20 protein-coding genes and 1 pseudogene are annotated in these 20,463 nt (G+C 45.8%); 17 read left to right on the top strand and 4 right to left on the bottom strand.

Annotated elements, in window-relative coordinates:
• Positions 1-4: 4 nt before the first annotated feature.
• The 3 genes from fliP to ACE1OE_RS19165 all read right to left on the bottom strand — a co-directional run bounded on the left by fliP (position 5) and on the right by ACE1OE_RS19165 (position 2,001).
• Positions 5-736: a flagellar type III secretion system pore protein FliP gene (gene fliP, locus ACE1OE_RS19155; protein ID WP_449211993.1), complete on the bottom strand. Its 732-nt coding sequence runs from the start codon at positions 734-736 to the stop codon at positions 5-7.
• Positions 737-802: 66 nt separating this feature from the next.
• A complete protein-coding gene (gene fliN / locus ACE1OE_RS19160) occupies positions 803-1,171 on the bottom strand; it encodes a flagellar motor switch protein FliN (protein WP_102470905.1) in 369 nt (122 codons plus the stop codon).
• Positions 1,168-2,001 carry a FliM/FliN family flagellar motor switch protein gene (locus ACE1OE_RS19165; protein WP_372062782.1) on the bottom strand — a complete coding sequence of 278 codons (834 nt, stop codon included), beginning with the start codon at positions 1,999-2,001 and terminating at the stop codon, positions 1,168-1,170. The genes fliN and ACE1OE_RS19165 overlap by 4 nt, the downstream gene beginning before the upstream one ends.
• 543 nt (positions 2,002-2,544) lie before the next feature.
• On the opposite strand from ACE1OE_RS19165, the gene ACE1OE_RS19170 reads away from it, so the two are divergent.
• The 15 genes and pseudogenes from ACE1OE_RS19170 (at position 2,545) to tatC (ending at position 16,800) form a co-directional block, all read left to right on the top strand.
• Positions 2,545-3,432: an OmpA family protein gene (locus tag ACE1OE_RS19170; protein ID WP_449211977.1), complete on the top strand. Its 888-nt coding sequence runs from the start codon at positions 2,545-2,547 to the stop codon at positions 3,430-3,432.
• The gene (locus ACE1OE_RS19175; RefSeq protein WP_102470908.1) at positions 3,429-4,784 is read left to right on the top strand and encodes a sigma-54-dependent transcriptional regulator; all 1,356 of its coding nucleotides are present in this window, start codon (positions 3,429-3,431) and stop codon (positions 4,782-4,784) included. The genes ACE1OE_RS19170 and ACE1OE_RS19175 overlap by 4 nt, the downstream gene beginning before the upstream one ends.
• A gap of 12 nt (positions 4,785-4,796) precedes the next feature.
• Positions 4,797-5,153, top strand: a complete 357-nt coding sequence (gene fliE / locus ACE1OE_RS19180) for a flagellar hook-basal body complex protein FliE (RefSeq protein WP_102470909.1) — start codon at positions 4,797-4,799, stop codon at positions 5,151-5,153.
• Between the two features lie 3 nt (positions 5,154-5,156).
• Positions 5,157-6,908 carry a flagellar basal-body MS-ring/collar protein FliF gene (fliF, locus tag ACE1OE_RS19185; RefSeq protein WP_449211994.1) on the top strand — a complete coding sequence of 584 codons (1,752 nt, stop codon included), beginning with the start codon at positions 5,157-5,159 and terminating at the stop codon, positions 6,906-6,908.
• Positions 6,874-7,890, top strand: coding sequence for a flagellar motor switch protein FliG (locus ACE1OE_RS19190; RefSeq protein ID WP_449211978.1), 1,017 nt, complete (start codon positions 6,874-6,876; stop codon positions 7,888-7,890). Before fliF ends, ACE1OE_RS19190 begins: the two co-directional genes overlap by 35 nt.
• 3 nt (positions 7,891-7,893) lie before the next feature.
• The gene (gene fliH / locus ACE1OE_RS19195; protein WP_449211979.1) at positions 7,894-8,733 is read left to right on the top strand and encodes a flagellar assembly protein FliH; all 840 of its coding nucleotides are present in this window, start codon (positions 7,894-7,896) and stop codon (positions 8,731-8,733) included.
• Complete coding sequence (locus tag ACE1OE_RS19200; protein WP_449211980.1) at positions 8,726-10,081, top strand: FliI/YscN family ATPase; 1,356 nt, start codon at positions 8,726-8,728, stop codon at positions 10,079-10,081. The genes fliH and ACE1OE_RS19200 overlap by 8 nt, the downstream gene beginning before the upstream one ends.
• Positions 10,082-10,123: 42 nt before the next feature.
• A complete protein-coding gene (fliJ, locus tag ACE1OE_RS19205) occupies positions 10,124-10,558 on the top strand; it encodes a flagellar export protein FliJ (RefSeq protein WP_449211981.1) in 435 nt (144 codons plus the stop codon).
• A gap of 256 nt (positions 10,559-10,814) precedes the next feature.
• Positions 10,815-12,140, top strand: a pseudogene (rmuC, locus tag ACE1OE_RS19210) (DNA recombination protein RmuC); the annotation flags it as partial.
• Positions 12,141-12,187: 47 nt separating this feature from the next.
• The gene (gene ubiE, locus ACE1OE_RS19215) at positions 12,188-12,970 is read left to right on the top strand and encodes a bifunctional demethylmenaquinone methyltransferase/2-methoxy-6-polyprenyl-1,4-benzoquinol methylase UbiE (RefSeq protein ID WP_102470915.1); all 783 of its coding nucleotides are present in this window, start codon (positions 12,188-12,190) and stop codon (positions 12,968-12,970) included.
• Positions 12,971-12,981: 11 nt separating this feature from the next.
• Entirely contained in the window at positions 12,982-13,632 is a 651-nt protein-coding gene (locus tag ACE1OE_RS19220; RefSeq protein WP_449211982.1) for a ubiquinone biosynthesis accessory factor UbiJ, read from the top strand.
• A complete protein-coding gene (ubiB, locus tag ACE1OE_RS19225) occupies positions 13,629-15,263 on the top strand; it encodes a ubiquinone biosynthesis regulatory protein kinase UbiB (protein WP_102470917.1) in 1,635 nt (544 codons plus the stop codon). Before ACE1OE_RS19220 ends, ubiB begins: the two co-directional genes overlap by 4 nt.
• 47 nt (positions 15,264-15,310) lie before the next feature.
• The gene (gene tatA / locus ACE1OE_RS19230) at positions 15,311-15,580 is read left to right on the top strand and encodes a Sec-independent protein translocase subunit TatA (protein WP_102470918.1); all 270 of its coding nucleotides are present in this window, start codon (positions 15,311-15,313) and stop codon (positions 15,578-15,580) included.
• A gap of 3 nt (positions 15,581-15,583) precedes the next feature.
• A complete protein-coding gene (tatB, locus tag ACE1OE_RS19235) occupies positions 15,584-15,967 on the top strand; it encodes a Sec-independent protein translocase protein TatB (protein WP_102470919.1) in 384 nt (127 codons plus the stop codon).
• 80 nt (positions 15,968-16,047) lie between these two features.
• Positions 16,048-16,800 (top strand): twin-arginine translocase subunit TatC, encoded by a 753-nt coding sequence (gene tatC / locus ACE1OE_RS19240; RefSeq protein ID WP_372062771.1) that lies wholly within the window; start codon positions 16,048-16,050, stop codon positions 16,798-16,800.
• A 658-nt stretch (positions 16,801-17,458) separates the two neighbouring features.
• On the opposite strand, the gene ACE1OE_RS19245 is transcribed toward tatC, so the two are convergent.
• Positions 17,459-18,220, bottom strand: a complete 762-nt coding sequence (locus tag ACE1OE_RS19245) for a TatD family hydrolase (RefSeq protein WP_449211983.1) — start codon at positions 18,218-18,220, stop codon at positions 17,459-17,461.
• A 184-nt stretch (positions 18,221-18,404) separates the two neighbouring features.
• Between ACE1OE_RS19245 and hemB the strand changes: the two genes are divergently transcribed.
• A complete protein-coding gene (gene hemB, locus ACE1OE_RS19250; protein ID WP_449211984.1) occupies positions 18,405-19,442 on the top strand; it encodes a porphobilinogen synthase in 1,038 nt (345 codons plus the stop codon).
• 60 nt (positions 19,443-19,502) lie between these two features.
• A complete protein-coding gene (locus ACE1OE_RS19255) occupies positions 19,503-19,955 on the top strand; it encodes a GNAT family N-acetyltransferase (RefSeq protein ID WP_449211985.1) in 453 nt (150 codons plus the stop codon).
• Positions 19,956-20,463 lie beyond the last annotated feature (508 nt).

The raw sequence follows: 20,463 nt of genomic DNA on the forward strand, positions 1-20,463 counted from the left end.
TATGCTAACCAAAACTGGCTGAGAGGGTGCCAACCGTCATGGCCCAGCCATCGACTAATACAAACACCACAAGCTTAAATGGCAGTGAGACGATGAGCGGTGATAACATCATCATCCCCATCGCCATGAGGACACTAGCAACCACAAGATCGATGATGAGAAACGGAATGAACAGCATAAATCCAATCTGAAAAGCCGTTTTAAGCTCGCTGATCACAAAGGCAGGCAGTATGACGGCAAAAGAAATGTCTTCGACGTTTTGGTCGAGTGGCTCGTTGGCAATACGCAACATCTGTTCTAAAGCGTTTTGTTGAGTCTGTGCGAGCATGAAATTCCGGACCGGTTTCTCTGCGGTGGAAAAAGCCTGCATCAGCGTGATCTTGCCATTATCGTAAGGCTGAAAAGCGTCTTCGTAGACCTCAGTCCAGACAGGACGCATGATGAGGATGCTTAAGCTGAGAGCGATGCCAACTAAAACACGATTGGGTGGACTTTGTTGCAAGCCTAGCGCCTGTCGAAGGATGGCCAGAACGACAATGATGCGGGTGAAGCTGGTGGCCATTAAAATGAACGCTGGCAAAAAGCTGAGCGCGGTCATCAATAGTAATATTTGTAGCTTAACGCTGTACGCTTGATCGGACTGACCATCGTTGACGGTGAGAAAGGTTAATCCATTATCAGCCGCAGCGGGAAGGCTCACTGCACAAAGTAGGGCAATGACGCACCACGTTAGCATGCCCCAAAATGAAGGCCTGCGTGAGGTGCGTGCGGGGTTAGAACCGATGAGGCAATACTGTCGCACTTATTGGCCCATCGTCGTTAGTGCTGAATCCACAACATCGATCAATCGCAAGCCATATTTATCATTGATAACCACAACCTCAGCGTGACCCATTAAAGAGCCATTGACCTTAACGTCCAGTGGTTCGCCATTCAGTTTGTCCAACTCAATAACGCTGCCTTCTCCTGCACTCATTAATTCGCCAAGGGCGATCTCTCTACTCGCGACCTCAAGTGTCACGGTAACTGGAATGCTCTTAAAAAAGCTCAGATCACGCTCGGCGGGCGTTGGATCACCGATAGGCGCATCGGTATCAAACCCTTCTAATTGAAAGTCATCAAATCGTAGCTCATCACCATCAAATGCAGTGTGGTCAGGGGTATCACTCATTGGTTGCTTTCCTTGTCATTATTTAAAATCAAAACCAGTTGTCCATCTTGCTCCGCCACACGGCCCGTAAATAGGCGCTCTTTGCCAATATGGACGGGGGCAGAGGTCAGCAAATCAATCGGTAAAATGTCGTTCGGTTGAAGATTGAGCACTTGTGTCAAAGGCAGCTCTGTCTTACTCAGTTGAACGTTGAGTCGTACCGGTGTGCTTTGTAAAGCATATTGAAAGTCGCTAGCAATATGTGGGCTGGGCGTCAGCGCCAATTCATCAATGAGCGTCTGAATCAAGACACTATCCACATGAATCATGAGTACGGCCTCAGCATCATGATGAGTAGGGTGTGGATAACGGATACGTAAAGTCGCGATGATCCCCATGCCATTGTGAGGAGGAGTCTCGGTGGTTTGCCATTGCTCGGTTGGTGCCACCCAAGTGCTGATCAGCTGTGCGATCCGTTCTTGTAACCGTAAGTCACTCGCGGTCAGTATTTGAGTCGTGCGTTCGATACTTGCCCCATAAAAATGATCAGCAAGACGCACGAGCAATGAATCAGTGAGGTTAACGGAAAGCCGTCCCCCAGAGTTGTGCTGCAGGACACTATAGCTGATGAGATTGGTTGCCGCGGGTGGTTCTTCAGTTAATGTCAGCGTTTCGACGTTGACATAAACGTCAGAACTATTGAGCCAAGATTGTAACGCTTGGCGTAGTGTATGACTGGCGTGTAAACATTCTTGCTCTAACTTGTTTTTGACAATATGAATCGGCTTACCCAGTAATTCGACACTGAGTGATGGGGCTTGATGTGACGTTGAAGAATGAACAGTACTCATAATTTCACCAAAACATGATTAAGATATTGACGTGACTAAATATCAATAATCTAAATTATTAGTCAGGCGTGTTTTAATTAGTCTACTCTGTTTTTTTTATTTATTTTTAGTTGAAATATATAAATGTGTGAACTTGGTTCATATGTTTGTTTGTGTCTTATAAAAGCATCTTTAAATAATAAATGAATGAGGTTAGTTTGATGGAATAATAAATATTAAAAAATATAAAAACAATGCAGGCCAGTATTGAAAATAGGCTTAAAAAATCTTTTGATTATTAAGGTATTGTTTTTGTAAGTTATTCTATCGCTTTTTTTTATGTTAATGACTGGTTGCGAGTTATTATACATATTGTTACATATCAGAATTGGTATAAATATGATTATTTGCTTTACTAGAGAGTGTTATGTTTATTTAAATGAATCTATTTCATTTAGGAAGTTGTATGGCATATTCCGGTCGGAAGTTATACTTCCGCTTTTGCTATTTTTAAGTGCATTTTTTTGGGTTAATATCTCACTTGCTAATGATGTTATTATTCCAATGGATGTTGTTGAGTGGGAGTTTATTGACACGGAATTTAAATGTCAGCTTCGTTATTCAGCATCGGATGCGGAATATATTTCCTTTCTAGCGGAACCTAATCGCCCCATGTCATTAATGGTGACAATGAGTGACTTTTCACAGGCCGTTTTAGTTCAACTATCCCCTCCATGGCAGACCCCTGCCCAAAGACGAGAAGTTGCTAGTTCAATACGTAATCAGACAGAAATGCTGGAATTTCAACAGGGAATAGAATCCTTCATTAAAGCATTTTCTAATGGTGCGTGGATGCGCATAGAATCTCGTCATGTCGGTACTGCTCTCGCAATGTCTAACCCAGCGAACGCTTCATCAAACTATAAGCAATCATCCCCTCGTGAACCCTCTAGCGACAGCTTAACCATCCCTTCTACACGAGTTGATCACGCTTATACACAATTCAACCAATGTCGACGTACGTTACCTAGCATGTCTTATGAGCAGGCTCGAGATATCGAGCTGAGCTTTCGAGTAGGGCAGCGTGTGATAGATGCCTCACAACGCGCGGTGTTGAAGTCTCTATCAGGTTATATCCAATCAGATAAGACGGTGCAGCGCGTACTGATCGATGGGCATACCGATAACGTGGGGTCATCAATGGGCAATCTGCAACTATCACGAATTCGAGCCGATGACGTTGCCAGCATATTGCTCGATCTAGGGATACCCGATCCGTTAATTGAAGTTAGAGCACACGGGGACCGCTATCCGATCAGCAGCAACACAACCCAAATTGGACAGGCTAAGAATAGACGAGTGACTGTGAGAGTTATTCGTCAATCGGTAGATAAATCGATACATACATTAATGTCTTCTCAGGATGAGAAAACAGAGGTAGCGCTGAAATGAATAAGGACATTTTACTGGTAGAGCCTTGTGACAACGACGCTCGCGCTTTGATGACAGTCTTGCATCAAGAGGGTTTCACTGTTCGGCATGTGAAAACAGGGCGTGCGGCATTAATGGAAGCGCCTGCCGTCATTAACTTGGTGAGTTCAAACCTGCCGGATATGAGTGTTCGTGAGTGGATCATTTGTCAGCAGCGCAAGGCTAACTCAGGGGTCGCAATCGCGATTGTCGGTCAAGATCAGGGCCTGTTAGCGGCTGAGGCAATGAAAGCGGGTGCGACGGACTATTTATTACGTCCTTTTGAGGATAGGCAGTTGACCAATTTGCTTCATCGAGTCGAGGCGTTAGAGAAGCCGATGGCGAATATCGTCGCGGAGTCTTGGCGTAGCAAACAGGTATTGCAGTTGGCCCACCGAGCCGCCTGTACCAACGCAAGCGTGTTGATCTCTGGCGAATCGGGAACGGGCAAAGAGGTATTAGCCCATTATGTACACGATCAGTCTCCTCGTGCGATGGGGCCGTTTGTTGCGGTGAATTGTGCTGCGATTCCCGAATCCATGTTGGAGGCGGTCCTGTTTGGTCATGTTAAAGGCGCTTTTACTGGGGCGTTAGCCTCTCAAAGTGGCAAGTTTGAAGAGGCCAATGGTGGCACCATTTTGTTGGATGAAATCGGCGAAATGTCACCGGCTGTGCAAGCCAAACTATTGCGTGTTTTACAAGAAAGAGAAGTAGAGCGAGTGGGCAGTCATAAGGCGATAAAGCTCGATATTCGAGTGATTGCTGCCACCAATAAAGACCTAAGAAGTGAGGTTCAAAAAGGCCTCTTTCGTGAAGATCTTTATTATCGCCTTGATGTATTGCCTTTGTATTGGCCGCCGCTGCGAGAGCGTAAAGATGACATTTTGCCGATCAGTCATTTCTTCATTAATAAATACAAAGAAAAGACGTCTTGCCACTTGTCGGAAGATGCACAGTCTGCCCTAAGCCAGTATCACTGGCCCGGTAATATCCGTGAACTTGAGAATGTGATTCAGCGTGCGCTGGTGATGCGTCACGGTGATTACATTACGGCCCATGATCTAATGTTGCCAGTTGACGCCTCCATGATGAAACAGGGGGGTAAATCAGAATTGCCGGTGAGAAGTGGCACAGGCAGTGCCATTTTTGGTCATGTTGAGGTGAAGAAGCAAGCAGAGTTCCAATTTATCTTAGAACAACTGCGTCACTTTGGCGGCAATCGTACCAAAACAGCCGACGCCCTTGGGGTGTCAACACGAGCACTGCGCTACAAACTAGCGGCGATGCGCGAGCAAGGAATTGATTTACAGTCGGCGTTAGGGTCGGCTGCATAAAGGAGAAGTGTGATGGCGATGCAACCTATCAGTAATATGGTCTCAGCAGAACAACTCATGCTGACTAAGCTGCAATCCATGCAGCATCAAATACAACCAGATTTTGTCGTGTCTTCTAATCCGGTGGACACATTGCAACCCCTTGCCCCGATGTCTTTTTCTGGTGCAATGAAAGGGGTACTTGATCGCGTGAATGAACACCAGTCGTTGGCGAGCAATAAAATGTCGGCGGTTGAAACCGGGCAAAGTGATGACCTCGTTGGTGCGATGGTTGCCAGCCAAAAAGCGAGCTTATCATTCTCCGCGTTGATGCAGGTTCGCAACAAGGTGGTGTCTTCCTTTGATGAAATCATGAAGATGCCGGTGTAGATGATGTCAGAATTAACCTCACAAGTGATGCCAGCTTCGGCATCTTCCGAGCCCTCTTCCGCAAAAAAACAGACGTTTGTTAATGCGGGTGATATGAATCATAAGCTAAAACAGCTGTGGTCGAGTTCACAGCGAAACCTAGTGCTTTCTGCAGTATTAGCCGCCATTGTTGCCGCCATCATTGTTGTAGCGCTATGGAGTTCTTCACAAAGTTACCGATCACTGTATAGCCAACAAGAGCGTTTTGATATTGGTGAAATCATTTCAGTATTGGAAGCAGAAGGCATTGCGTATCGCCTCCAAGAGCAGAACGGGCAGGTGATGGTGGCCGAAGGCCAAGTGGCTAAGGTTCGTATGCTCTTGGCCGCAAAGGGAGTAAAAGCGCAACTGCCAACGGGTTTAGATGCACTGAAAGAAGACAGCTCGCTGGGCACCAGTCAGTTTATGGAAAACGCTCGCTATCGACATGGATTAGAAGGGGAATTGGTTCGCACCATCATTTCTTTAAATGCGATTACCAATGCACGAGTGCATCTCGCCATTCCACGTCAAACGCTGTTCGTTCGTCAGCAAAGTGAAGAGCCATCAGCCTCGGTCATGATTGAGTTAAAAGCAGGCGATGATCTTAAACCGGAACAAGTAGAAGCGATTATCAATCTTGTGGTAGGCAGTGTGACCGCAATGAAGCCGGAATTTGTCTCAGTGATTGACCAGTATGGTCGTTTGCTCAGTGCTGATATCGGTTCAATGGAGGCCGGTAAGGTCAATGCCAAGTACTTAGATTATCAAAAAAGCGTAGAGAAGCAGGTGATACAACGTGCTGCCGATATGCTAACGCCGATTGTCGGCCCAAGTAATTACCGAGTGCAGGTCGCTGCCGATCTCAACTTTAGTCAAGTCGAAGAGACGCAGGAGATTCTTGACTCGGCGCCCGTTGTGCGAACAGAACACAGTATTCAAAATAACAGCATTGATAATATTGCACTCGGGATCCCCGGCGCGCTCAGCAACCAACCGCCGGTAACGGGCGAGGTCGCGACACAAGACAGCAAGAATACTAATGCACGCAGAGAGTTGAATCGTCAGTATGCCGTCGGAAGTAGCATTCGTCGTACGCAATATCAACAAGGTGCAGTGGAACAGCTGAGTGTGTCAGTGTTGCTCAATGAAGCGGCGGCACCAAATGGAACCGCGTGGACGGAAGCAGAGAGAACACAAATTTCGGCGATGGTCATGGATGCGGTTGGGATATCCGCTGCACGAGGCGATCGCTTAAATGTGATGAGTTTCAGTTTTACCCCGGTCGAGATTGAAGCGGCGCCTACAATGCCGTGGTGGCAAGACCCAACGGTGCAGCAGCCACTACGATATGTCATCGGTGGGCTGTTGGGCATGGCGATGATCTTCTTTGTATTGCGGCCATTGATTATGCATCTCACTGGCGCTGATCAGCGTAATGACATGCTCGATTTTGCCGACCCTCCACAAGATGATTATCAAGAAAACCTGCAAACTAAAGAAGAGCGAGCGCGAGAAGAGATGCTCAATCGTAAATTGTCTGAAAAAGGCATTACGTCAACCTCCTCGGGTCTGGACGCCAGCAGCGACATGCTGCCGCCAGCTGGATCGCCATTAGAGATTCAATTAAAGCACTTGCAACTTATCGCCAATGAAGAACCTGAGCGTGTTGCCGAAGTCCTTAAACAATGGGTGAATGTGAATGAAAACAGCGCAGTTAAAACCAGCAACGCTTAGTCATGTAGAGCGCACGGCACTGGTGCTTCTTGGGATGGGGGAGGATGCAGCCGCGCAAGTATTCCAACACTTTACTCGTGATGAAACACAACGTGTGACGAAGGCAATGGCAAAGCTCAGTGGGATCAAAAGCGACAGCGCTAAGCAGGTCATCCAGCACTTCTTTGATGATTTTCGTCAGCATAGTGGGATTCGTGGTGCCTCTAAGGCTTATTTATCTAATACGCTTCGCAAGGCACTGGGTAATGATTTAGCGAAAGGTCTGCTCAATAACCTGTATGGCGATGAAATTCGCAATAATATGCAGCGACTACAGTGGGTCGATGCAGAAATTCTGGCGCGATTTATTTCACAAGAGCACCCTCAAATGCAGGCCATATTCTTGGCCTATTTACCGGCTGAAACGTCATCGAAGGTGTTGGAACAGTTGCCCGCAGACTATCACGATGAGCTGTTGTATCGCATCGCCCGTCTACAAGAGATTGAGCATGATGTTGCCAACGATTTAAATGATTTAATTGAGCGTTGTATTGAACATGTTTCCAGTAGTCAAAGCGCCCCACTGTCGGGGGTGAAACAGGTTGCCGATATTATTAATCGTTTCTCGGGTGACAAAGCCATGCTGATGGAAATGCTTAAGCTTCACGATGAAGACGTAGTAAATGAGATAGAAGAGAATATGTTCGACTTTATGGTTCTCGGCAGGCAGCGAGAAGACACGATGGACCGACTGGTACAACAGATACCGCTTGAATTGTGGGGGGCGGCCTTGAAAGGTGCCGATATTACCTTACAGCAAGCCATTAAACGCTCAATGCCACAACGATTAATTCAGGCCTTGGAAGACGACATGCAGATGAGAGGCGCGGTACCTGTCAGTGCAGTAGAGCGTGCGCGCACCGAGATCATGCAATTGGTCAAGGCGATGTCTGAGGCTGGAGAAATCGAGCTGTTGTTGTACGAAGAACAAACGGTGGAATAACGCATGTCTCAGAAAACCAGAATGCATACCCAAGAGCATGGTGCTTTCACCACTCAAGAGCAGTTGACCCAAAGATGCTCAGTTCAAGGGCGAACAACGAGTAAACCAATACTGAGACTGGCGGCGTCGGATTATCGACCACATCGCTTTCCTCCGGTTGCGCCCGCCATTCAAGACGATGACTTTTCATCGGACATGACGTGGGGTGACGGGCCGTCACAAGCTGATGTACAGCAAAAATTGGAGGAAGGGTTTCAGCAAGGCCTTGAGCAAGGGCACCAGGAAGGCGTTGTACAAGGCATGGAGCAAGGCCGTCTTCAAGGCGCACTTGATGGGCAAAAAGAAGGTTTTCAAAAAGGGTTTGTCTCTGGAGAGCAATCAGGGAAACAGGCCTTTCTCGATGCGATTAAACCCGTGAATGAGATCCACCATCACCTAGAACGCTGGCAAGAAGAAAAGGAACAACAGCAGAGACACGTAATCTGTGAGTTGGTACAAAAGGTTGCCCAACAAGTGATTCGCGCAGAGCTCACGCTTATGCCACAACAAATATTGGCGCTAGTCGATGAAACCCTTGAGGCGATGCCGGGTAAAACAGAGCGAGTGATGGTACATCTTAACCCGCAGGACCTAGAGCGTATTACCAATATTAATGCTGATTTACCGGCTCATTGGAAGCTGGTCGCCAAGCCAGAGCTGCCGGTTGGTGGATGTCATTTGGTTACCGATGATGCCGAAGCGGATGCTAGCTGTGATTCGCGTTTAGAAACCTGCATGGATAACGTTAAAACTCACCTTCTTGATGAGGCGTTACCCGCCACCAATGAGCATGATAATGACTAGTCATTCTTCGGTGCCACTGGCCAATAGACTGCATGATGCGATGGCGTCGCTAGAGACTGTCCCAGTTGCAAAGGTGACGGGGAGGCTGGTCAAGGTTAATGGCTTGATGCTACAAGCGGTCGGTTGTCGTTTTAAACTAGAACAACGATTCTTAGTCGAAACCGCAGAAGGCGATATGATTGAAGCGCAGGTTGTCGGGTTTGAGCATACCGTAGCTTATCTTATGCCCATCCGTCGCTTAGGTGGTTTATTTGCAGGCGCAAAAGTGATTCCGTTGGAGGGGGATAGCCATGTGCATTTAGGTTATCACTGGCTTGGAAGAGTTGTGAATGGCTTGGGTGAGGTATTGGATGATGGTGTTCCTTTAACTGGGGGAGATCGTGTTTCTCTTGAACCGCAGCCCATTAATCCCTTAAAACGCCGACCAGTCGATACCCCATTAGACGTGGGTGTTCGTGCGATAAATGGGTTGTTGACGGTGGGTAAAGGGCAACGTATTGGACTGATGGCAGGCAGTGGCGTAGGGAAAAGTGTCTTGATGGGGATGATTACGCAAAATACACAGGCCGACGTCATTGTGGTTGGGCTTATCGGAGAGCGAGGTCGTGAGGTTCGAGAGTTTGTAGAGCGCAATCTCACCCCAGAGGCAAGACGTAAAGCGATTATTATTGCGGCCCCTGCGGATGAGTCGCCATTGATGCGACTCAGAGCAACCTTATTGTGCCATCGTGTCGCGGAATACTTCCGTGACAAAGGAAAAGATGTTTTGCTACTGATGGACTCATTAACGCGCTACGCCATGGCACAAAGAGAGATCGCCTTAGCATTAGGCGAGCCCCCTGCCTCACGTGGTTATCCACCTTCTGTCTTTAGCGTCTTACCACAGTTGTTAGAACGAGCAGGTAACAGTGAACATCCAGATGGCAGTCTTACCGCGATTTATACTGTATTGGCGGAAGGGGATGACCAGCAAGACCCGGTTGTTGATTCTGCACGTGCGATATTAGACGGCCATGTTGTGTTGTCACGAGCCCTGGCAGAGCAAGGACACTACCCGGCCATCGACATCAATGCCTCTATTAGCCGATGCATGAATGCTTGTACACAACCTGCCCATCAAACAATATCGAACCAATTTAGGCAACGCTATGCAAGTTACCTTCAGGTGAAAGAGTTACTGCCCTTGGGGGGGTATCAACCAGGGCAAGACCCTGATCTTGATTGTGCGGTTGCAATGCATCCACAGTTAAAAACCTATTTATTGCAGAGCGCGCAGGAAGCCGTAAGTTATACCGATAGCTTAGCGCAATTAGCGCACATGTTTGCTGACGATCAGGCGGTGAACTAATCATGCGTTTGCGGCCAAGCTTTAATCATAAGGACTGCCATCATGGAGAGTAAAATTAGAGCGGTAGGGACACTGACGCTTGTTGAAGAGGCGCAGCGTGATCGGATTGGTTCGCAATTAGAATGTGCCCGACAACAAAGCGAAGCCTTGCAAGCCAGACTCAATGCACTCACGGAGCTTAAGTCGTTTCATCAGGCACAGGGACCATCAAGGTCTTGTCGACTGAGTTTAATGAATATGACGATGGTAGACCGAATGCTGCAAACCATGTTGCATCACCAGACGCACGAGCAGGCCGTTATGCAGGCTGAATGTCATGCTATACAAAACCAGCTGCAAAAAAAATCTCAGAGGGTGCATGGCTTAGAGCAGGTCCTTGAGCGCTGGCAAAGCAAACAAAAGTATGAAAAGGCAAAACGCGATCAGAAGTTAACCGAAGACATCATTAATTCACGCTTGAAGCTGAGAAAACTGTAATTAAACTGGACATTTATCCAGTATAAATTACCATTAGCGTTAGAGAAATGCTGATGGCTGGCCAACAATGCAATGGATAATTGAACATCAAACCCTCCTACTTTCAATCACTTCTGTCTCAACCTGCTTAGGGTTTTCTGCGGCAGCCATTTTCCATTTTAAAGCCCGTCAAATGGCGGAAATGATGGAACAAAAAGCGCAAATGGCGCATATGGCAATGACGCAAGACATCGATCGTTTACAATCTGCATTGAAAGACGCCAAACAAGAACTTGATGAGCTCGATGATGAGCGCGACAAATCGGCTTTTGAGCTTAAGCAAGCTCATGGCAAGGTCATGGCGGCGGTAGAAAAACTGCGTTACTTTGAGGCGGTGAAATTAGAGCGTCGGCAATACGCTGAAGAGCTTGAACGTGTCCGTCAGGCCCGCTCTGCTTCGGAAACAGAATTGCGTGAGCAGATTGCGACGTTCCAGCAACAACAGCGTTCAGACAATGAAAAGCGCCATCTACTTGAGCAGTCAGAGCAAAGGCTGAAAGAGCAGTTTGAGCGTTTGGCCCATCAAGTACTTGAAGCGAACACAAACAAAGTGGATGCGCAAAACCGTCAGAGCCTTGATGGTATTTTGACGCCACTAAAAGAGCAGCTCGAAGGCTTCAAAAAACAAGTGAATGACAGCTTTAACCAAGAAGCGAAAGAGCGCCATACGCTGGTCCATGAACTCAAAAACTTACAGAAATTAAATGACCAAATGACCCGAGAAGCGATGAACCTGACACAGGCGCTCAAGGGGGACAACAAACAACAAGGCAATTGGGGTGAGGTTGTTCTTGCGCGCGTACTGGCAGAGTCAGGACTGCGAGAAGGGCATGAATATGAAACCCAAGTGAATCTGCAAAATGAAGCAGGTAAACGCTTTCAACCCGATGTCATTGTGCACCTTCCTCAAGATAAACAGGTCGTCGTGGATTCTAAAATGGCGCTGGTTGCTTTTGAGCGTTACTTCAATGCGGAAGTGGACGAAGAAAAAGAGCAGGCGTTGCGAGACCATTTATTGGCATTGCGAAACCACATTCGCGGTCTATCACAAAAAGACTATCACCAATTGCGTGGGATCCGTTCTTTGGATTATGTCTTGATGTTCATCCCTGTAGAACCCGCTTTTCAGCTTGCAATTCAGGCAGACCCGAGCTTAGTCAAAGACGCGATGGAGCACAATATTATCTTGGTAAGTCCAACGACTCTGCTCGTAGCGTTACGGACGATAGACAACCTTTGGCGCAATGAAAGACAAAACCAAAATGCTCAGGTCATTGCCGATAAGGCAAGCAAGCTTTACGACAAGCTAAGATTGTTTGTCGATGATATGGAAGCCTTGGGTGGCGCACTGGATAAAGCCAACCAAAACTACCAAGGCGCAATGAACAAGTTAGCCACTGGGCGTGGCAATGCCATTCGTCAGGCTGAAAGCTTTAAACAACTAGGCGTGGAGGTGAAACGCTCAATTTCATCGTCGGTCACAGAAATTGCACAAAATGATGCGCTGGTGGAAAGACAACCAGAGTCGGATAAAGTAAACTGACCGTCGGCAGCGCCGGGGTAATGTCGCGCTGCGTATGAGGAAGGATAATGACGGATACTAACGTGCAATCGAATCAAGTAAATCAACAAGATGAAACCACGCATTTTGGTTTCGAAACCGTGTCTAAGGGTGAAAAAGTCACACGTGTGGCTGAAGTTTTTCATTCAGTAGCGGCTAAATACGACATTATGAACGACTTGATGTCGGGCGGTGTCCATCGTTTATGGAAACGCTTTACGATTGATTGCAGCGGCGCAAGACCTGGCCAGCGCATTCTTGACTTGGGTGGCGGCACAGGGGATTTGACTGCAAAATTCTCTCGTATTGTTGGTGACCAAGGCCATGTGATTTTGGCTGATATTAATAACTCAATGTTAAATGTCGGCCGAGATAAGCTTAGAGATACCGGGATTGTCGGCAATGTACATTACGTACAAGCAAATGCCGAAGAGTTGCCGTTTCCTGATAACTATTTTGATTGTATTACGATTAGCTTCTGTCTTCGTAATGTGACTGACAAAGATAAAGCCTTGCGCTCAATGTACCGTGTCCTTAAGCCCGGTGGCCGTTTGTTGGTGCTCGAGTTTTCTAAACCAATTCTAGAGCCGTTGTCAAAAATCTACGACGCGTACTCCTTTCACTTGTTGCCTAAAATTGGTGATTTGGTGGCAAATGATGCGGAAAGCTATCGCTACCTAGCTGAATCTATTCGTATGCATCCCGATCAAGTCACCCTAGAAGGCATGATGCAAGACGCCGGTTTTGAGCATACTAAATACTTCAACCTGACCGGTGGTATTGTTGCCTTGCACCGTGGCTACAAATTCTAAGGGATAGCAAGATGCCATTTGATCCATTAGTGACAGCGGTGGTTGAAACCACACTCAATACTTTAATTCAAGATGATGATGAGCTTGTTAAGCGCGTATCACGCCTGAAAGGTCAAGCGATTCAAATTCATTTGCGTGAGTTTAATAAATCACTGACCTTTATTTTCAGTCATCAAATCGATGTCCTGGCTAACTATGAAGGCGTGGCGGATTGCTCATTGTCACTGAATTTGTCGGTATTACCGGAGCTCAAAGAGCAGGCCAATATTACCCAACTGATTAAGCAAGATAAGCTTGAATTAGAGGGGGATATTCAGCTCGCGCAAAAATTCGCTCAGTTAATGACAGATAGTAAACCTGATTTAGAGGAATGGCTGTCCCGAGTCACAGGAGATGTTGTTGCTCATAGCTTGGTACAAAGTGCTAAGGGCGCATTGAGTTTGGTTTCTTCTCAGGTCAGTAAGCATCAAGACCATTTTGGGCAAGTACTGACCGAAGAGTGGAAGATTGCACCGGCACCATTGGAAATTGCGGCATTTTGTGATCAAGTAGATGATGTACGCAGTGCAGTGGATAAATTTTCCATTCGTATTGAACGTCTGCTGGAGTCAACCACAGCGCCTGTCATTGAACCCTCAGACAATCACCCGGAGCCACTATGACTCCGAGTGAAATAAAGCGCCTGTATCAGATTGTTAAAGTTCAATTGGAATTTGGATTGGACGAGCTCATTCCAACTCACCAATTAACCAAAGCCCCAATCCTGGCTCGTAAATCTTTGTTTTGGATTAAGAATGTGCACCCAGAAAAGCCATTGGGTGAGCGTTTACGTCTGGCGCTGCAAGAGCTTGGTCCTGTGTGGGTTAAGTTTGGTCAGATGATGTCAACGCGTCGCGACTTATTTCCTCCTCATATCGCGGATCAGCTAGCTTTATTGCAAGACCAGGTGTCGGCATTTGATGGGGAACTTGCGAAAACTCACATTGAAAAAGCGCTTGGTGGACCTGTTGAACAGTGGTTCAGTGATTTTGATATTCAGCCGCTGGCTTCTGCTTCGATCGCACAAGTACATACGGCGACGTTAAAAGAGAATGGTCGAGAGATCGTTCTTAAAGTCATTCGCCCTGATATCCGCCCAGTGATTGACGCGGATATAAAGCTAATGTACCGGTTGGCCGGTATCGTAGCCAAAGCCTTGCCTGAAGCGCGCCGATTAAAACCGGTCGAGGTAGTGCGAGAATATGAGAAAACCCTGCTTGATGAGTTAGATTTGCGCCGAGAGGCTGCGAATGCCATTCAACTTAGGCGTAACTTTGAGGGCAGTGAAGAGCTATATGTCCCAGAGGTCCTCCCTGATTTTAGCAGTGAAAGCCTCATGGTTTCGGAGCGGATCTACGGCATACAGGTCAGTGATATTGCTACACTGCAAGAAAACGGCACGAATATGAAGCTGTTAGCTGAGCGTGGTGTGACGGTGTTCTTCACGCAAGTATTCCGCGATAGTTTCTTCCATGCTGATATGCACCCCGGAAATGTTTTTGTTAGTTATGAACATCCAGAGAATCCCAAGTGGATTGGACTAGATTGCGGCATCGTTGGAACACTAAATAGTGAAGACAAGCGATATTTAGCCGAGAATCTATTAGCCTTCTTTAATCGTGATTATCGCAAGGTGGCTGAATTGCATGTTGATTCAGGCTGGGTTCCCGCCGACACCAATGTGGATGAGTTTGAGTTTGCTATTCGCATGGTATGCGAGCCTATTTTTGCTAAGCCATTGTGTGATATTTCTTTTGGCCATGTGTTATTGAACCTATTCAACACGGCTCGCCGCTTTAATATGGAAGTTCAGCCTCAGTTAGTCTTGTTGCAAAAAACGCTGCTTTATATTGAAGGGTTAGGCCGCCAGCTTTATCCTCAACTTGATTTGTGGGAAACCGCGATGCCATTTTTAGAAAAATGGATGGCCAATCAAGTTGGGCCACAGGCCGTGATTAATGGCATTAAGGAACGCGCGCCGTTTTGGGCAGAAAAATTACCTGAATTACCGGAGTTGTTGTACGATAGCTTGAAACAAGGTCGTATGATGAATCAACGTGTTGACATGTTGTATCACGGTTATCGTGAAACAAAACGGCAACAAGGGACTGGTAAGTTTTTATTTGGTGTGGGTGCAACATTAATCGTATGCTCGGCCATATTGCTTGAAGGCTCCTACCAGCAGTTCGCCATTGTTTCTGGTGTTGTCGGTATCACATTTTGGCTGTTAAGTTGGCGTGCTTATCGACGTTAAGCGATAAACTTCTTTTTATTTATTGAGTAAGACCCGAGGTAAAGAAAATGGGTGGTATTAGTATCTGGCAACTTCTTATTATTGCTGTCATCGTTGTATTGCTATTTGGCACCAAGAAACTACGCGGTATTGGTGGTGACTTAGGTGGTGCAGTCAAAGGTTTCAAAAAAGCAATGAGTGAAGAAGAGTCTTCAGAGAAATCTTCAGCAAAATCCAAAGAAAACGATGCGGATTTTGAACCAAAGAATCTTGAGCAACAAAAAACAGAGGCTCAAGCAGAACCAATGGAAACTAAGAAAGACAAAGAGCAGGGTTAATCTGTGTTTGATATCGGTTTTTGGGAACTGGTACTCATATCTGTGGTTGGTTTAGTTGTCCTCGGACCTGAGCGTTTACCCACGGCAATTCGCAGTGTTTCTCGCTTTATTAGTTCAGCAAAGAGCATGGCAAATAATGTCAAAGATGAACTTTCACATGAGTTGAAGGTTCAAGAGTTACAAGACAATTTGCGTAAAGCTGAAAAAATGGGCATGGAAGACCTGTCTCCAGAACTTAAAAGTTCTGTAGAAGAATTAAAGCGTGCAGCACAAGACGTCACTCGTCCTTATGCGAAAGATAAGGTGGAAACCACTGAGGAAGCATCTTCAGTGGCTGCTGATGTTAAGCCTGCGGAAAATGAGTCTCCAGATAAAAAAGTTGAATAGGGGCGGATGATTCGCCCTTATTTTTTTGTATATCGAAGATCGCCCATACTTAGTCATCTTCCTATTTCTTTGAGGTTCTCATGTCTACCGTCGAACAGACGCAACCTTTGATCAGTCATTTACTTGAACTGAGAAATCGACTGTTACGTGCCATTGCATCGGTATTGGTTGTTTTTCTCTGCTTAATTTATTTTTCTGGCGATATCTATGATTTCGTGTCTAAACCTTTAGTTGAGCGCTTGCCTGCTGGCGCAACGATGATCGCTACGGATGTTGCCTCACCATTCTTTACGCCATTAAAACTGACGTTAGTCGCCTCTGTTTTTATCGCAGTCCCGTTTATTTTGCATCAGGTCTGGTCGTTTGTTGCTCCTGGCTTGTATAAGCATGAGAGACGCTTGGTGATGCCACTGATGTTTTCTAGCTCGTTGCTTTTTTACTGCGGCGTTGCTTTTGCGTATTTTGTTGTTTTTCCACTTGTCTTTAGTTTCTTTACCGCTATCTCTCTTGATGGTGTTGATTTTGCAACGGATATTTCGAGTTACCTCGATTTTGTCTTGGCGCTCTTTTTGGCCTTTGGTATCGCATTTGAAGTGCCTGTCGCGATCATTCTATTGTGTTGGACTGGCGCAACCGATGTGGAAAGTCTGAAAGAGAAACGCCCTTATATTGTGGTTGGGGCATTTGTTGTGGGTATGATGCTCACGCCTCCAGATTTGATCTCTCAAACGTTGCTCGCGATCCCTATGTGTCTGCTGTTTGAGGTTGGGTTATTTTTTGCGAGATTTTATACCCGTAAAAAAGATGACCTCGATGAGCAAGAAGAAGAATAAAAAAACGGCCGAATGGCCGTTTTTTTATTCTCTGGTGCGATATCCGCAGAACGTTAAGAACATGATGTGAGTTACGGTTTGTTCGGGTGGCGTATCTACCCAGGAACGGTTGGATAGGCTGTGTATGATTGCTGTCGATGAGACACTGCCTAGATAATAATCTTGTATCCACAAGCCGTACAAACATAAATTTCTTTGATGCCTTTTAGCCTTTGCCACAAAGTTCGTTTGTGTCGTTGTAATAAAACTCCGTGTTTACACATGATTTATTCCTTTAATTTCGATAGGGCACAAGCTTAGCTTTTTGAGGCTTGGATTAGGACGTATATTCTACTAATGGCAGTGCATCAAGAGAATATCAAAATTGAAGCAATGTCACGATTTAATATAACTTAAATGTAAACTTGCAATATTTGTGTGACTAGTCACATAGTTAAGGGCATTTTTGAGTTTTAAGGCTATGACATGATGACTTTACTTAGAGATGGAAATAGGGTGTGTTCGAAGGGAAAATAACTTATTTTTGTTTATCGGTTGGCAAAGAAACAACCTGTATCGACCGTTCGTTTAGGAATACAGGTTGATTTAATACCTATGTGTTCTGGCTAGAGTGAATCGAATGGTTTAGAGAATGCACATTCAGTATTAGTCGATATCGTTACAACTTAAAAAGCGCTTTAGCATTGTTTGTCGTTGTAACGATTAGTGATGAGGTATCGGTATCACGACATTGCGCAATACGTTCTAAAACCAACGACGTATAAGCCGGTTCATTACGTTTTCCGCGATGAGGAACTGGCGCTAAATATGGACAATCTGTTTCAAGGATGACCCAGTCCATATCCAATTCAGGGATAACCTTATCCATTCCAGAATTTTTAAATGTTGATACCCCCCCTAACCCTAAATGAAAACCGAGAGCGTTGATCGCTTTGGCTTCTTCTAGGCTCCCACCAAAACAGTGGAAGACGCCTTGCAGTGTGCCGTCTTGCTCTTTTTTTAATAACGTTAGGGTCTCTTCAATTGAGTCTCGAGTGTGAATCACAACAGGAAGGCCGCGTTCTTTTGCCCAGTTTAACTGAGTGATAAAAGCATATTCTTGCTCAGCCTTGTAGGTCTTGTCCCAGTATAGGTCGATACCAATCTCCCCCACAGCGATAAAATTGTGTTTATCAAACCAGCCCAGAATCTCATTCAAGGTCTCTTTCACGTTGCCATCGACATAACAAGGGTGCAATCCCATCATGGAGCGACATACCGATGGGTAGGCGGCTTCAGTTTCAAGCATCGGTTTTATTGAGTTGAGGTCAATATTGGGTAGCAATATTTGTTTTACACCTGCTGCGAGAGCGCGCTTTACAACATCGTCTCTATCAGCATCAAATTCTTCTGCGTATATGTGGGCGTGGGTATCGATCATTAAAAGGCTGCTTAAGTGTGTAAATAATAGCGTAAGTATATACACAAGTGACGCTAACAAAAATCGATGAGCGGATCGGACGTTAGGTTGTCGTTTTGGATGAGCATTTTGCTGTTTTACTACTAGCATGATGAGTTGAGAGTGATATGCTTAGTTTTCGCATTTTCCAGACAAGGAGAGCAAGGTGTCTGTATCGATTCAAGGTCAATTTCCAGCAAGACGTATGCGCCGTTTGCGCAAGCACGATTTTAGCCGTCGTTTGATGGCGGAAAACCAGATTTCAGTAGATGATCTAATTTATCCTATGTTTATTTTAATGGGAAAAAATCGTCGTGAATCGGTGGAATCCATGCCGGGTGTCGAGCGTTTATCTATCGACTTGATGCTAGAAGAGGCCGAGTACCTCGCCAAGTTGGGTGTGCCTGCGATTGCTTTGTTCCCTGTTGTGAACCAAGATGCCAAAAGCATTTGCGCCGCGGAAGCTTATAACCCAGAAGGACTTGTTCAAAGAGCCGTTAAACTGCTCAAGCAAAATGTGCCTGACATGGGGGTGATTACCGATGTGGCGCTTGATCCGTTCACCACGCATGGCCAAGATGGCATTATTGATGAAAGTGGCTATGTTCAGAACGATGAAACGACAGAAGTTCTTATTAAGCAGGCTTTGTCTCACGCTGAGGCGGGGGCGGATGTTGTGGCCCCATCGGATATGATGGATGGCCGTATTGGACGAATTCGTGAAGCGTTAGAAGACGCCGGTTATATTCACACCCAAATTATGGCGTACTCAGCCAAGTATGCGTCTAACTATTATGGGCCATTTCGTGATGCAGTCGGTTCAGCCTCAAATTTGAAGGGTGGCGACAAGAAAAACTACCAGATGGATCCCGCGAACAGTGATGAGGCGTTGCACGAAGTGGCAATGGATATCAATGAAGGCGCTGATATGGTAATGGTGAAGCCCGGCATGCCATACTTAGATATCGTCCGTCGCGTGAAAAGTGAATTACAAGTCCCGACGTTTGCTTATCAGGTGTCTGGTGAGTACGCGATGCACAAAGCGGCAATTGAAAATGGTTGGCTTAAAGAGCGCGAAACCGTGCTGGAATCCTTAGTGTGTTTTAAGCGAGCGGGTGCCGATGGCATTTTAACTTATTTTGCCAAAGACGTGGCAGAGTGGCTTGCAGAAGAAAATGGTGAGGCAAGTTCTCATCTTCGTTAGTTAATGACAAATAGTCTGGAAAAGGTCGGCATTTGCTGGCCTTTTTTTATCGAGGTCGAAATGTTAGTTCGTGAAGGAAGCTTAGCTGAGGTTGTGTCGGTTGTTGAAAACGTGGACGAGTTTGTTCACAAGGAAACCGTGATAAGTTTGCAGTCTCGCCTTGGCAATAAACGTGGTTTGGTTCTTGTCGCTGAACATGATGGGCAATTACTAGGATTTAAGATCGGTTATGAGATTGATTCGACGATATTTTATAGCTGGTTTGGTGGTGTCGCTCGCCACGCTCGTCACCGTGGCGTCGCACAAGCCCTCTTGGACTACCAGGAAAAGTGGGTAAAGGAGCATGAATACAAGAAGATAACGGTTAAATCACGCAACCAGTATCCTTCTATGCTGCGCTTATTGCTTAAAAATGGCTATCTAATTGAAGGGGTTGATAAGAGAACCCCACTTGTTGAATCGCGGATTATGTTTAGTAAATGTCTATTCGATGTGAGCAATGACAGTAAGTGATAATTATTCGCAGTTAAAGCTTGACGACTTAAATGAGAACGATTACTATTATCTTGTCTTAAGGGGAAACACTTTTTGCTTTACTGAGCCCTCACCGCATTATGCAGTAGTACTCAAAAATCATGAGTTGGATTCTTTTTTGACACGACATTGCTCACATTGCTTCCAGTGTATTTATAGCGTTTGGTTGGGTAGTTGGTCTCAAATTAGAGATACCCCTCCTTCAATTGTGCTAGGCGACATCTATGATGTCGCTTTTTTTCTATCTAAAAATTGCTCGTTCTATCAGCAATGCTCCTCAGCACATTATCCTACCTACTAAGGTTTACCTTCAAAATGGTTTTCCACATTACGTGATCCACAGAGGATCATATTGACCAGCTTTGATCTGTATTATTGTTCTTTTAAAACATGTACTTACGATGTGTTTTTGTAAGTGCTCGCAAAGTTATTCTTTTACGTTAACAACACTATAAACAGACTTATCCACAGTTCTTAGCACCGTTGG

Source organism: Vibrio sp. E150_011, from assembly GCF_053544015.1.

Bases quoted from the DNA above. Each gene is read 5' to 3' on its own strand.
- fliF (WP_449211994.1), top strand. From the start codon at position 5,157: ATGTCAGAATTAACCTCACAAGTGATGCCAGCTTCGGCATCTTCCGAG.
- ACE1OE_RS19170 (WP_449211977.1), top strand. From the start codon at position 2,545: ATGGATGTTGTTGAGTGGGAGTTTATTGACACGGAATTTAAATGTCAG.
- ACE1OE_RS19220 (WP_449211982.1), top strand. From the start codon at position 12,982: ATGCCATTTGATCCATTAGTGACAGCGGTGGTTGAAACCACACTCAAT.
- ACE1OE_RS19200 (WP_449211980.1), top strand. From the start codon at position 8,726: ATGACTAGTCATTCTTCGGTGCCACTGGCCAATAGACTGCATGATGCG.
- fliE (WP_102470909.1), top strand. From the start codon at position 4,797: ATGGCGATGCAACCTATCAGTAATATGGTCTCAGCAGAACAACTCATG.
- fliJ (WP_449211981.1), top strand. From the start codon at position 10,124: ATGGAGAGTAAAATTAGAGCGGTAGGGACACTGACGCTTGTTGAAGAG.
- tatC (WP_372062771.1), top strand. From the start codon at position 16,048: ATGTCTACCGTCGAACAGACGCAACCTTTGATCAGTCATTTACTTGAA.
- ACE1OE_RS19175 (WP_102470908.1), top strand. From the start codon at position 3,429: ATGAATAAGGACATTTTACTGGTAGAGCCTTGTGACAACGACGCTCGC.
- ACE1OE_RS19245 (WP_449211983.1), bottom strand. From the start codon at position 18,220: ATGATCGATACCCACGCCCACATATACGCAGAAGAATTTGATGCTGAT.
- fliH (WP_449211979.1), top strand. From the start codon at position 7,894: ATGTCTCAGAAAACCAGAATGCATACCCAAGAGCATGGTGCTTTCACC.
- fliP (WP_449211993.1), bottom strand. From the start codon at position 736: ATGCTAACGTGGTGCGTCATTGCCCTACTTTGTGCAGTGAGCCTTCCC.
- ACE1OE_RS19165 (WP_372062782.1), bottom strand. From the start codon at position 2,001: ATGAGTACTGTTCATTCTTCAACGTCACATCAAGCCCCATCACTCAGT.
- tatA (WP_102470918.1), top strand. From the start codon at position 15,311: ATGGGTGGTATTAGTATCTGGCAACTTCTTATTATTGCTGTCATCGTT.
- fliN (WP_102470905.1), bottom strand. From the start codon at position 1,171: ATGAGTGATACCCCTGACCACACTGCATTTGATGGTGATGAGCTACGA.
- ubiE (WP_102470915.1), top strand. From the start codon at position 12,188: ATGACGGATACTAACGTGCAATCGAATCAAGTAAATCAACAAGATGAA.
- ACE1OE_RS19190 (WP_449211978.1), top strand. From the start codon at position 6,874: ATGAAAACAGCGCAGTTAAAACCAGCAACGCTTAGTCATGTAGAGCGC.
- ubiB (WP_102470917.1), top strand. From the start codon at position 13,629: ATGACTCCGAGTGAAATAAAGCGCCTGTATCAGATTGTTAAAGTTCAA.
- ACE1OE_RS19255 (WP_449211985.1), top strand. From the start codon at position 19,503: ATGTTAGTTCGTGAAGGAAGCTTAGCTGAGGTTGTGTCGGTTGTTGAA.